General features: G+C 45.0%; 13 protein-coding genes. 11 read left to right on the plus strand and 2 right to left on the minus strand.

What is annotated here, in order from left to right; genetic code table 11:
• Positions 1-2: 2 nt before the first annotated feature.
• The 10 genes from AAA938_RS13155 to AAA938_RS13200 all read left to right on the plus strand — a co-directional run bounded on the left by AAA938_RS13155 (position 3) and on the right by AAA938_RS13200 (position 8,995).
• Positions 3-704, plus strand: a complete 702-nt coding sequence (locus AAA938_RS13155) for a DUF4377 domain-containing protein (RefSeq protein ID WP_338229201.1) — start codon at positions 3-5, stop codon at positions 702-704.
• A 108-nt stretch (positions 705-812) separates the two neighbouring features.
• The gene (locus AAA938_RS13160; RefSeq protein WP_338229202.1) at positions 813-1,424 is read left to right on the plus strand and encodes a fumarylacetoacetate hydrolase family protein; all 612 of its coding nucleotides are present in this window, start codon (positions 813-815) and stop codon (positions 1,422-1,424) included.
• A 52-nt stretch (positions 1,425-1,476) separates the two neighbouring features.
• Positions 1,477-3,357 (plus strand): M23 family metallopeptidase, encoded by a 1,881-nt coding sequence (locus AAA938_RS13165; protein WP_338229204.1) that lies wholly within the window; start codon positions 1,477-1,479, stop codon positions 3,355-3,357.
• 30 nt (positions 3,358-3,387) lie between these two features.
• Positions 3,388-3,837 (plus strand): thioredoxin-dependent thiol peroxidase, encoded by a 450-nt coding sequence (gene bcp / locus AAA938_RS13170; RefSeq protein ID WP_338229205.1) that lies wholly within the window; start codon positions 3,388-3,390, stop codon positions 3,835-3,837.
• Positions 3,838-3,848: 11 nt separating this feature from the next.
• Complete coding sequence (locus tag AAA938_RS13175; protein WP_338229206.1) at positions 3,849-4,700, plus strand: transketolase; 852 nt, start codon at positions 3,849-3,851, stop codon at positions 4,698-4,700.
• Between the two features lie 24 nt (positions 4,701-4,724).
• Positions 4,725-5,687, plus strand: a complete 963-nt coding sequence (locus tag AAA938_RS13180) for a transketolase family protein (protein WP_338229207.1) — start codon at positions 4,725-4,727, stop codon at positions 5,685-5,687.
• A 101-nt stretch (positions 5,688-5,788) separates the two neighbouring features.
• The gene (locus AAA938_RS13185; protein WP_338229208.1) at positions 5,789-6,082 is read left to right on the plus strand and encodes a phosphoribosylpyrophosphate synthetase; all 294 of its coding nucleotides are present in this window, start codon (positions 5,789-5,791) and stop codon (positions 6,080-6,082) included.
• A 19-nt stretch (positions 6,083-6,101) separates the two neighbouring features.
• Positions 6,102-6,650, plus strand: a complete 549-nt coding sequence (locus tag AAA938_RS13190) for a GNAT family N-acetyltransferase (protein ID WP_338229209.1) — start codon at positions 6,102-6,104, stop codon at positions 6,648-6,650.
• A gap of 58 nt (positions 6,651-6,708) precedes the next feature.
• Positions 6,709-8,265 (plus strand): glycoside hydrolase family 99-like domain-containing protein, encoded by a 1,557-nt coding sequence (locus AAA938_RS13195; protein ID WP_338229210.1) that lies wholly within the window; start codon positions 6,709-6,711, stop codon positions 8,263-8,265.
• 145 nt (positions 8,266-8,410) lie between these two features.
• Positions 8,411-8,995 carry a hypothetical protein gene (locus AAA938_RS13200; RefSeq protein ID WP_338229211.1) on the plus strand — a complete coding sequence of 195 codons (585 nt, stop codon included), beginning with the start codon at positions 8,411-8,413 and terminating at the stop codon, positions 8,993-8,995.
• Positions 8,996-9,003: 8 nt separating this feature from the next.
• Here AAA938_RS13200 and AAA938_RS13205 read toward each other — a convergent pair whose 3' ends face one another.
• Together AAA938_RS13205 and AAA938_RS13210 are read right to left on the minus strand one after the other, a co-directional pair.
• Positions 9,004-9,834 carry a DUF2490 domain-containing protein gene (locus AAA938_RS13205; protein ID WP_338229212.1) on the minus strand — a complete coding sequence of 277 codons (831 nt, stop codon included), beginning with the start codon at positions 9,832-9,834 and terminating at the stop codon, positions 9,004-9,006.
• A complete protein-coding gene (locus tag AAA938_RS13210; protein WP_338229213.1) occupies positions 9,831-11,798 on the minus strand; it encodes a hypothetical protein in 1,968 nt (655 codons plus the stop codon). Before AAA938_RS13210 ends, AAA938_RS13205 begins: the two co-directional genes overlap by 4 nt.
• Positions 11,799-12,397: 599 nt before the next feature.
• Between AAA938_RS13210 and AAA938_RS13215 the strand changes: the two genes are divergently transcribed.
• Entirely contained in the window at positions 12,398-12,895 is a 498-nt protein-coding gene (locus tag AAA938_RS13215; RefSeq protein ID WP_338229214.1) for a hypothetical protein, read from the plus strand.
• Positions 12,896-13,049 lie beyond the last annotated feature (154 nt).

The raw sequence follows: 13,049 nt of genomic DNA on the forward strand, positions 1-13,049 counted from the left end.
CTATGAAGACCTTACTTATTTTCCTCCAGTTCCTAGCTTTAGCCATGGCTTCTTGTACATCTGAAGAAAAAAGTGAGGTCGAAAACACGCTCCCAACAGAAACCTGGTGGATCAATTCGGCCAAAGTCGATTGCATGGGAGTAGGTCCCATGACCTGTTTTCAAATCCAAAAATCTGAATCAATAGAAAGCGGCAAATGGGAGCTTTTTTATGATCAAATCGAGGGCTTCAGCTACGAACCTGGAAACTTATATCGGGTAAAAGTAGAGATTACCGAGAAGCCCAAGCCCATTCCTGCAGATGCCTCTTCCCTCAGCTACAAACTGGTGGAAGTCCTGAGCAAAGAAGCGGACAAGCGATTGGCCCTGACAAACATCTGGAAAGTGGTCTATGTGGGTAGATTTCAGGATCCAAAATCCTTTAAAAACGGAAATGCGCTGACATTTGAGTTGAATGTATCGGCCGGCACCTACTTTGGAGAAATGGGTTGCAATACGGTGAGGGGGAGTTTGGTGGTAGAAGACCAATCGAGAATTACTTTGGGGCCCGGAGCCACCACGATGATGGCCTGTCCGGATATGGAAGTGGAAATCGATATGAAAAAAGCTCTTCAAAAAATCAGCAAATACAAGTTTGACAAAGGCCTGTTGTATTTTTTGGATGAGGAGGAAAAGACCATGATGATGCTGCAGGCGGTGGATTGATTTATTCAGGATATTTTCAAGCAGAGAATTTGGATAAATCGGGATAGTTAAGGAGTATTTTTTAATTTCACCGATCAAAATTGAACTACCCTTTTTTGCTCCCAATCCATGAAGATCATCTGCATCGGCCGAAACTACGCCGCTCATATCGAAGAACTCAAAAACGAAAAACCCGGAAAACCTGTCGTTTTCCTCAAGCCGGATACGGCTTTACTGAAAGGCGGCGCACCCTTTTTTCACCCGGATTTTTCTGAAAATATCCATCACGAAGTCGAACTCGTCCTCAAAATCTCCAAGGAAGGCAAATACGTTCAGCCTCAGTTTGCCCATCGCTATTTTGAAGAAATCGGCTTGGGTATCGACTTTACCGCCAGAGATCTTCAGGACCAATGCAAAGCCAAAGGTCTACCTTGGGAAATTGCAAAAGCATTCAACGGTTCGGCACCGATCGGAGACTTCAAGTCGGTTTCGGATTTTGCTGATCTCAAAGACATCGACTTCCACTTGGAAATCAATGGAGAACTCAAGCAAAAAGGAAACACCAGCCTGATGCTATTTGATTTTGCCACGATCATTTCCTATGTCTCCCAGTTTTTTACCCTCAAAAAGGGAGATTTAATCTATACCGGAACCCCGGCTGGAGTCGGTCCCGTAAAAATCGGAGATCACCTCACTGGATTTATCGGAAATGAAAAAATTCTCGATTTTGAAGTTAAATAAGCTTTGTTTGAGTAAACGTCATTGCGGACGCAATGAAGCAATCTTTGAAGTGATGCTAAACAAGCTAAATCTCCTTTTTTTTGTTTTTGCTCTTTGCCTTGTCCTACCCATTTGTAGTATTGCGCAGCAGATTGAGAAAGGCTATTTCCGCTCTCCGGTCAAACCTGGAGGAAGAAACTACCTTTCCGGCAACTTCTCCGAGCTCCGGCCCAACCACTTTCATGCGGGTTTGGACTTTAAGTTTGGTGGGGCCGAGGGAGAGCCCATTTACGCTGCGGCAGACGGTTGGATTCATCGGATCAAGATTTCATCCTTTGGCTACGGAAATGTCATCTATCTTAAGCATCCAAGCGGGCACATCACGCTGTATGGACACCTGAGAAATTTCGTCCCAAAGCTGCATGACTGGATGGTGGCGAAGATGTATGAGGCCCAGCAAAACGAGCTGGAAATCTACCCTGAAGAGGGAGAATTGCCGGTGAAAAAAGGGGAACTGATCGCATATGGTGGAAATACCGGAAGCTCCGGTGGCCCACACCTTCACTTTGAAATCCGGGACAGCCTGGATAGGGCCATGGATCCGCTTTTGGCCGGATTCTCCGAAATCCTGGACAATACCCCTCCCACTCCTCAAAAAATCGCAATTGTCCCATTGGAGCTAGATAGCCGGGTCAATGGAAAATTTCAACGGATCGAGCTTACGCCTGTGCTTTCTGGCTCAGAATATCGAATCCCCGAAACCATTCGGGTCACAGGACGAGTTGGCCTAGAAATCCAAAGCTACGACCGGCTGGATGGAGCCACTAACCAAAATGGCTTTCCCCTTTTTGAAGTGGCCGATGACACGGGCTTGCTTTTTTCCCTTTTGGTGGACAAAATCGACTATAATTACACCCGGCAGTTTTTGTTGCACACCCATCAAAACCGCTTCACCAAGCTCTATTTTCAGCCCGAATTGAAGTATGATTACATCAGTCCGGCCGATCCTGCTACAGGAGTTTTTGAAGTAGGCTCAGGCGAAAAGAAAAACCTCCAAGTTCGGCTCAAAGACACATATCAAAATACACGGATTGTCAAATTGACGCTCACCGGAGCGGACTTGGATTCAATTATTTCAGATGGGGCGGCTCCTTCTACCCCGCAAGTCAGCTATTTCCGAAATGTGATGAAGATCAAAGTTCGGCAAAGTGATAAAGGCGGATTGGCGAAGTATTTCATTGGAAATCAGGAATATGAAATCCTGCCTGCCTATCAGGATGCCCAAAGCCGAACCTACCTGTGGGATCTGAGATTCGGAATTCCGGAGAAAATTGACCTGTGTTCAGAAGTATATATTCCGGAATTGGTTGGTCATATTCCGATGGGAAAAGAGTATCTGCTCGCCACTTCCAAGCTTAGTGTGAAAACGGAGGAAAACAGCCTGCTTCAGGATTTATATCTCAGAGCTTCTCATTCAGGACCCTCCAATGCACCCATCCTGAGACTTCAGGAAACGACAGAATACCTCTGGAATCCCATCGAGTTGGTTTGGGATGTCAGTGGATACACCGGAGACAAAAGTAAAACACACGTTTACCTTCGCTCTCCCAACGGTTCCCGCTCTTTTGCCGGAGGGGAATGGGAAGGTGGTCAAATCCGCTTCCAAACCAGAAATTTTGGTAGTTTTGCTTTGGCTGAGGATAATGTGAATCCCACAATCACTCCCATCCGGGTCAATGCACAAGGCATGAGATTTACCATCAAAGACAACCTGTCCGGAATCCGAAGCTTTGAGGCTTGGGTGGACGGCCAATGGGTTCTGATGCGCTACGAACACAAGCAGGCCGTAATCTGGTCTGAAACAAAAGATAAACAACCGTTGAAAGGGGCAGTTTTACTTAAAGTCACCGATATGGCCGGCAATGTAGCCGAGTATCGATCGACCATTCCTTAAACATTTGTTCCATTCTAAAATCAAAATTTTATGTCACTAGAAGCAGGCCAAATGGCCCCCGATTTCGAAGCAAAAATTGAAACAGGCGAAACCATCAAGCTTTCGGATTACCGAGGCAAAAAAGTCGTTCTTTACTTTTACCCAAAAGACGCTACTCCGGGCTGCACCGCCCAAGCCTGTAATCTTCGAGACAACTACGATGCGCTGTTGAAAGCAGGCTACGTGGTCTTGGGAATCAGTTCTGATGATGAAAAATCCCACAAGAAATTTATTGAAAAGCAAAACCTCCCCTTCCCGCTCATCGCAGATACGGATCTGAAAGTGCATGAAGCTTACGGTACCTGGGTAGAAAAATCCATGTATGGTCGAAAGTACATGGGCACTGCAAGAACCACTTTCGTGATTGATGAGGAGGGAAAAATTGCTGAGGTGATCGCCAAAGTCGATACCAAAAACCACACTGCTCAAATCCTAAAATAAACCCCCAGCTAATGGAAAAACAATCAATTGAACAACTCCAAAAAATCTGCACACAGCTGCGCAGGGATGTACTGAGAATGGTGCATGCCGTTCAGTCCGGCCACCCCGGTGCGCCACTTGGCTGCGCCGAATTCTTTGTCGCCCTGTATTTCGACCAGCTCCACCACAATCCTGATTTTCAGATGAATGGAGAGGGTGAAGATCTTTTCTTTCTTTCCAACGGGCACCTTTCTGCCGGATGGTACTCCGTCCTTGCCAGAAGTGGATATTTTCCTGTGGAAGAGCTAAAAACCTTCAGAAAACTTAATTCCAGACTTCAGGGACATCCGGCCACCCACGAACACCTCCCGGGAATTCGAGTAGCTTCCGGCTCTTTGGGTCAGGGGCTTTCTGTGGCTTTGGGTGCTGCCCAAGCCAAAAAACTCAACGGAGACGACAAACTCGTGTACATCCTGATGGGTGACGGGGAGCTTCAGGAAGGTCAGGTTTGGGAAGCGGCCATGTATGCAGCACACTATGGAGTGGACAATTTGATTGCCACGGTAGATTACAACGGTCAGCAAATCGACGGTCCGACAACCAAAGTGATGGACCTGAAAAATCTGAAAGCCAAATGGGAAGCTTTTGGCTGGGAAGTCATCGAGACGAAAAATGGGAATGACCTAAAGTCAGTCATTGAAGGCTTGGAGTTGGCGAAGTCATTGACAGGAAAAGGAAAACCGGTGATGAACTTGCTATACACTGAGATGGGCTATGGTGTGGACTTTATGGTCGGCACCCACAAATGGCACGGTTCCCCTCCTAACGACGAGCAATTGGCCAAGGCCTTGGGTCAGTTGGAAGAAACCCTCGGTGATTATTGATTTCCCATTCCAAAAGACAAGAAGATGAGCTTAGACTTAAAATTTACCTATACTGAAAAAAAAGACACCCGTTCCGGTTTCGGTGACGGTTTCCTTGAAGCGGGAAGAAGAAATCCAAACGTGGTAGGCCTTTGTGCCGACTTGATCGGTTCCCTGAAAATGGGTGATTTCCAAAAGGAGTTCCCGGATCGCTTTTTCCAGACCGGAATTGCCGAGGCCAACATGATTGGCTTGGCAGCAGGGTTGACTTTGGGAGGAAAAATCCCATTCGCAGGCACTTTTGCCAACTTTGCCACCGGTCGTGTCTATGACCAAATCCGTCAGTCCGTCGCCTATTCTGACAAAAATGTCAAGATCTGTGCTTCTCACGCCGGTTTGACTTTAGGAGAAGACGGTGCAACCCACCAGATTTTGGAGGATTTGGGCATGATGAAAATGCTCCCTCACATGACAGTTATTAACCCTTGCGACTACAATCAGACCAAGGCTGCGACTTTAGCGATTGCTGAACATGAGGGTCCGGTTTACCTGAGATTTGGACGTCCAAGCTGGCCGATCTTTACTCCTGCCGATCAGAAGTTTGAAATCGGAAAGGCCTGGAAAATGATCGATGGAAAAGACGTCACCATTTTCGCCACAGGCCATTTGGTTTGGGAAGCGGTGGTGGCAGAAGCCATGCTTCGTCAGGAAGGAATCCATGCGGAAGTAATCAATATCCACACGATCAAGCCTTTGGATGAAGAAGCGATTTTGGAATCGGTGAAGAAGACCGGTTGCGCCGTATCTGCCGAAGAGCATCAGATCAACGGTGGCTTGGGGGACAGCATCGCTCAGACGCTTGCCCGTCACAATCCCGCTCCTTTGGAGTATGTGGGAGTAAATGACAGCTTCGGCGAGTCAGGAACTCCTACCCAACTACTTGAAAAATACGGCTTGAATGCTGAAAATATCGTGAAGGCTGCAAAACGAGCTTTAGCGAGGAAGTAAATCTTACCCTTAGATGTTAAACCACAGGCCAAAAGTCTGTGGTTTTTTCTTTTTACCCCCTTTTTCTTCGTAAATTTTTTATTCACTAAACCAATAAATCCATGCCCAACTTCGAACCCACCTTAGTCGAAACACTCGAAAACCTCCGAAAAGAAGGTTATACAGAAGACTTCAATATCCGCTTTGACAGCCTGATTTGCGGAAATGTCTGCCTGCTGCCCAATCAATTTGAAGTTGACAAAACCTTTCGCTTTGAAGGCAACACCAATCCCTCGGATGAGGCCATTCTTTTTGCCATATCCTCTGTTGACGGAGATATCAAAGGCGTATTGGTCAATTCCTATGGCACCTATGCCGATGAAATGACCAAGGAAATGGTAGATAAACTGCGCTAGTTTTCCCTTAATTTCGGGAATGGAAAATCAGATCCTTCTTTCTAATCAACTACGCCTCATCCGCATACAAAACGAAGATCAACCCAGCCTTTTTGCTCTCATGGACCAGGTCTACAAAGACCCCTATCGCTATGTTTGGGAGGACGAAGGCGATTGGTATGTAAATCTGATTTACAATCCCCAAACCCTACAAAAGGAACTTTCACGAAGCCGAACGCACTATTTTTTTGTGGAATGGCGTGAACGAAAAATCGGAATTCTGAAATACGACTTTCCTTTTTCTCCCAGAGAAATCGAAATCCCCAATGCGATGAAGCTTCATCGGCTTTATCTGCACAAGGATGCCCATGGACAGGGCATCGCAAAGGCACTTCTGGACCATTGCGAAATCATTGCCAAGCAAAACCATCTGGAGTCCATTTGGCTGGAGTCCATGGACTGTCAGGTACAGGCCAAACGATTCTATGAGAAAATGGGATTTCAGAAAGTCCTGGCTTACACTCTGGATTTTGAGCGGATTTTTCCAGAATACAGGCAGATTTTGATTTTAAAGAAAGAACTAAAGTAAACCCTAGGCTTTTCCTGCATTTTTCTATATTGAGCCTAAGTAATTTAAACTGAGCTTCATGAATCGGATTTTTCAATTTCTGTCTATTGGTTTGATTGGAAGTATTTTCATCTCCTGTCAAAAAGGGAACACTTCTCAGAGTAAATACCAATCTGCTGATTTGAATCCCATGACCAATTTGATGAATTCTACTCAAGAGGAAAGTGGGGAATTAGTCGGCGTCTACTTTATGCCCTCCTGGAATACCTCCCCCGATCCCAATGTGGATCGGGATAGTTTTTGGTCCTGTCTTCAGGATCCCAAAAACTGCGCTAGTCTTCAGAATTCAGGGATTTGGGGACCCAAAGGGAGAATCTACAATGCCCGGTTTCCCTATGAGGGACCCTATCTTGACCGCAAACCCATCAAAGATCTGAAAGGGTTCTACAAAAGAACCGATCCCGAAGTAGCCCGCAAGCAACTTCAGTACATGAAGGAGTACGGGATTGATTTCTTCGCCTACGATTGGTTTTTTGGAAGGCATTACTACTACCATCTTTACTTTGGCCCCCAATCAAAAATCTACTATCCTCAAGGCTGGAAGATCGATCCCAATCGGGATGGGCGGGTGGCCGTTCCTGGTTTGATCGAATGGGGAGACCAGTTGGAAGTGTTGCTTGCTGAGAATGCTAAGCTACCCAAGGAAAAGCAGATGAAGTTTGCTATCAACTGGTGTGACGATAGCCATGAGCGCTGGATGCTGTGGCTGAAAGTGGGCGCACCGGATGAATTGGCCCGAAAAGCGAATTACGAAGGCGAAAAGCCGAATAAGGAACTCTACCTGAAAGTCCATGAAAAAATCACCCAACTCTGGATCGATCAGTATTTCAGCCGGGGAGATTACCTGAAGGATGATGAGGGTCGTCCTGTGGTCTATTTCTACTTTCCTCAGGATGCAGAATCCCGTGCAGCCTTTTATGGCTTGACATTGAAAGACCTGCTAGATCTTTCCCAGGCCACCGCCAAAAAAGCCAAACTCCCCGGGATCAAATTTATCGCAGTGACTGCAGGTCCTATGCTCGAGCGGGAAAGAACCTACGGCCTCCCTACCCTGTGGAAAGCCAAAAATCCGGCACGGCCGTGGGAAGGCGGAGAATATCAGAAGAAAATGCTTCTGCAGGAATATGTCCCCCGGCTCAAATCCATGGGTTTTGAAGGGATGACCGCGTATGTCTATCACAATTTCATGGACAAAGACAATCGGTCCTATGCAGATATGCGGGAAACCTACCGTGGGCATTGGAAAATGTGGAGTGAAAAGTTTGCTGCCGATCCAGATTTCGAGTATCAGGTGCCCGTGGCAATGGGTTGGGATATGCGTCCGGCAGGTGGCACTTGGCCTCAGCAGACGGGTTTTCCTTCAGAGCCCTACAAAGACCGGGTCCACAGCGACAAATCCACATTCACAGCCAAACTGAAAGAAGCTCAGCAGGTCTCGAGAAAATATCGCTCTACCAATGGCAACACTGTCATGATCTGCTGCTGGAATGAGTACCTAGAAGGCAACTATATCGAGCCTACCGAGGGGCATGGATTCGATTATCTGGAATCGATCCGGGAGGTTTTTGAGCAGTGATTCCTTATTGAAAATCGAGGTATCAACTTGAACCGATTTACTTCAAATTTTCACTTTATCCTTAGGAGGGCAAGTCAAAATTGATCAAACCCTTCCAAAATCCGAGGATTTTAGCTAAATCAAGGAGTCCAAATAACTTTAGTCCATGAAACCAACCCTGCTTCTGTTTTTTGCCATTCTTTGGCTGCCCTTAAGCAGTATGGGACAGCAGGATAAAAAATTGGTGGAGACTGAAATGCTCCGCTACCTTGAGGCTATGGAGACGAAAGACTGGACTACGGTAGTCAATATGGTTAATCCCAAGTATTTCCTTCAGGTTCCCAAAGAACTCCTTATGCAAGTCTATCGACAGATGGACAATCAGCAAGGCCTTCAAATCAGCTTCCTGGAACCCAAGATCACCAGCATCAAAAAGGAGTTGATTCATGCGGATACCAGCTACATTCCGGTGGACTATTCCCTGATTATGCAGATCCGGCCCGCTCCCGAACTTTTCGATTCCGAAAGCGAACTTTTGGATTTGTTTCAGGGATTTGAGCAGAGTTATCAGGGGCAGGAAGTTGTTTTTGACCGGGATTCAGGGCTTTTTTACATTGACTTGAAAAATACCATAATCGCGTCAAGCTCAGGGGATCGGATTTACTTTTTGGAATACCATGCAAAAGATCCCTTTTTGGAGAAAATCTTACCTGCCCAAGTCCTAGACCGGTTGAAATTGGGCTGGAATTAGCCTTATTTCTAAAATACCGGCTGAAACTGTGCCTTGCTTTTTCTCTTTTTGGTCAAATCCAAGGTGTGATAGACCGAAAGTCTGACCAACCCCCGGTTGTTGTAATTGATTCCTGAGGGGCGCTGCTGAAAGCTGAAGGTATAGCCCGCCTGAAACTGAAGATTTTCATTCAGGATGTAGCCCAAACCCAAAAAGGTCCGGTTTTCTTCAAAGGGATTTCTGATGATGGTCTTTCCTGACTGCACAAAAACCTCGTTGTTTACAGACGCGAAGAGCGTTCCTTTTTGCAAAGAGGTACTATTGATGGGAATATAGGCCGAAAGCTTGTATCTCCACCGGAAAGTAAGCTGGAATGGTGACCCTTCGATCCAATCCCTTCTCCAGCGCTGTTCCGTCCGGATTTGGTGGTAAACTTTCACTCGAGAAATGGACTGCACAAAAAGCAATTGCTGCCAAAGCCGATATTGTGGGATGATGTTGTCAAATGGCTCCTCGATCTCCTGATACTCCGGAGGAGCCCAATATAGCGGCAAAACAAACCCACCGGTGACTTCCAGGCTCTTGTCGATAATGTAGGAAAGACCAAAGCGCAAGTACAGCTGCGCCATGTTTTGAACTAGCTGATCCCGAGTTCTCACATGATACTCTCCATAGTAATACAGCTTTTCCCCTATCCTGTATTTGGTATACAGACCTGTCCATAACTCACTTCGGGAGGAAATCACCCGTTCGGGCTCTTCCGCATCATCCTGAGCCTGTACATTTTCTATCCCCAGGCCAAGCAAGACCAAGCTGAGCCACACCGTGAGGCAGGCAATTTTAACTTTTAGGTCTCTCATAGCGAAAGTAATTTTTTGATTTGGTTGATGTTATTTCCTGCTTTGTTGAGCTCTCTTTCCAGCTTTCGGGTATCCAAGTCACGCAATTTTCTGGCTTGGATTTTCAGGGCATTGAGCTCAACCAGATTCTGCTCTACGTCTTCAAATTCTGAGGCATTTTGGATTTGGTCCAATTCGTATTCGGTCAGAGCAACCAGAGCTTCATACACTGGCTTTTGCCGAATCACTTCAAAATCCGTTTCGAAGGTAAATGGGTCAAAGGTCTTTTCTGTGAACAGACTTTTCAGCTCTTGCTGCAGCTGAGAAGCTTCCTCCAAGTCATCCGGAATCCTATTCAAAAATTGCAATAGCTCTACCAATCGATCTCCCAAAACAGCTTTTGCCTCAAAGTTTTCTGCCTGATTAAACTCATCCAAAAGCTCCTGATACTGCTTTTTCCCAATATTCTGATACACCTGATCCATCAATTGCCGATGACGGGAATTGGATGCTTCAGACTTGATGAAGCTGCTGTCCATCTTCGTTTTTTCTTTCAAAATTGCCCTCTGGATTCCGGTCAAATCCTTGGTCTGACGGAATCTCTGTTGACTTTCGGTGATTTTTTGGTCAAAGCTCCTGAAGTAAGAAAGCTCTTTGGCCAAGTAGGCCTGAAGGGCAAGGGAAAGCTTTTTTGCTTCAGCAGATTCTGTATAGTCCAAAACTTGAGAATCCGCGATTTCTTCGAATTGATAGTCGAGCTGAGTGCTATCAGGGAAAAACTCATCCTGAACTTCTTCAAAAAATAAGGGATCAAAGTACAAGATCTCATCAGTCCTGAGCAATTCTATGATCTTCTCCATCTGATTCAGTCTAGAATCAAGGTATTGCAAGTAAGCATAGGCACCTGCGAGTGATTTTTCCGAATTTTTGTTCAATTCCAAAAAGTCGGAAGACTTGATCAGCTCTAGATACGATTGAAGTTGCTCAAATTCAGTGATTGAGTTTTGGTAAATTTTCCTGTCCTCTTCACTTACTTCGTATCGAAACCGTCGGGTTTGGATCGGAGATTTGATCAGTTTTCCTTCGGAAAAAAAACGGGATTCGTCCCATTTTAGAATTCTCTTCAGCGCATCTTCGAGAAGTCGGGTTCCTTGGTATTGCTGCCGAAACTCCTTGCTTTCCTCCACAAAACCATCATTAAATGTCAATCCAAAAAACTGGGCTGAAGGAGTAAAATCCACCTTTTCACCGCGATTGAGCTGATCAAGCTTTGATATGGCCTGAAAAAACACAACTTCATCAATTTTCTCTCCAGTGAGTTCGTTGATTTTTTGGAGCCCGATCAAAAACCCTTTTTCATAACGGCGGATCTCCCGGACTGCAATTCCCTCCTCCTGATAGCGAAATTCCCACACACCATCCATCAAGCCTTCCCCATTGACCTGTCCTTGGATTTGATAAGTGTCCAAGGGGTCCAGATTTTTAAACTCCACCTTGCCGGAAAGGAAATCCCTGCTGAATTGAAGATTTTCAGTGAGAAAAATATCCTGATAGCGTTCCCCTAGCCAAATTCTTTCCTGAAAAGAGGCAGGTCCATCGAGAATCCCCTGACTATAGTTGGCCTTCCACTCGGCAAGTCTAGTCTCCACTTCGGCCACCAACTCCCGATTTTTGATATCCTGAATCCTGATCTGATGAGCTTCTTGAGAGTAGGTCCAGGTTTGGTCTTTCTCGTATTTCTCAAATACTCCCTTGACCTGAAGTTTAGTCAGGTTTTGTTGAGAAAGGCTGTCCAGTACTTGATAGGTGAAGGAAAAATCTCCTTGGAGAATAGGTTCGTTTTTATCATCCAGATAATAGGTGAAATCTCCTATTCCCCTCCTGTCCTGAAAGGTATAGCCTCCCTTGTACGAACGAAGATCTTGCGCAAAAGAAAGGGATGACGCCAAAAAGATTAAAAGCAAAGAAATCAGATTTAATTTCATGCCACCCCTATTTTCTAAAATCTTGCCAAAAATCCTCTCTGATTCAATGCATTGACAAGCCTAGAAAAAGGAAAAAAGGACACCTATTTTTCTATTTCTACAATATTTGGCGTTGGTTTTAAAAACCAAATAAAAAGAATGGCTATTCCCGAAAAGGGAAAATATTTGATGAATAAAAAATTTCCCAAAATTCTGACTTGAGGCCTTTGTAAATCCGAAAAAGATGGAAAAGAATTAAAACAAAAAAACGCAATTCAGAGAACTGCGTCTTTTTTGTCAGGTAGGATTTGATACCCAACTGAGTGATAAACCAACTTTTACCATTATTTTTTTACTCTCATCCATCTTCTGATCATCTCGGTCAAAATCAAAGAACCGACGATCAGAATTAAGGCTAATTCCATTAATCAAAGTTTATAATTAACATTTCGGTAATATTAAGTTCATGATTGTATAACATCCAAAAAATGTATGTTAAGTTTTTCTTTAACCATAAAAACTTAACACTAAGCATATCGTTTTTAACTCTATTATCATCATCTTGGCTTGGATATGGCCCATAGAATTCAGACTTTTATCAAAATCAAACTTTTACACTTATGATCGATCAATTATTAAAAATGGCTGACGGACCCCTGCAGGACCTACTTTCTCAGTCTGGAATGAGCGGTACCGAGAGTACGGCAAGTGCAATTGAAGACACTTTTGGTTCTTTACTGAAAAACAAGGCCCAATCCGGTGATCTCTCTGCTATCAAAGAAATGTTTTCAGGAAGCGATACCAGTCCTCAGAGTCCTGTCATTCAAAATCTCGCCGGAGACTTATCCTCAGGGCTGATGGACAGGCTTGGGATTTCCAGCGAGCAGGCTATGAGTTTGGCTAAAACCGCCCTTCCTTTGCTTATGAATTTCTTCAACCAAAGAATAAATGAAGCCCCTCAGGCTAATGAGGACATCATGAATTCCGTTGTAAAAGCCCTACAAGGTGGTCCAGGTTCCGGAGGTGCCGATATTCTTGGATCTCTACTCGGAGGTGGAAAAGGCGGGGGAATGGACCTTGGCGGATTGATGAATATGGGAAAAGGGCTTTTCAAATAGAAGGCGATCTGCAAGTAAGTTCCACTAACTCACAAATAAACCGAAACCGAATTTTGGCAGGATAATCAGTGGTCTTGTTACCGGTTTCGGTTTTCTTTTCTTGAAGCCGTATTTGTTTTTGAAAAACCACCTTTTGGCTTTAATATTAGATTTT

The sequence above is a fragment of the Algoriphagus taiwanensis genome (assembly GCF_036245645.1).
GTDB classification, from domain to species: Bacteria; Bacteroidota; Bacteroidia; order Cytophagales; family Cyclobacteriaceae; genus Algoriphagus; species Algoriphagus taiwanensis.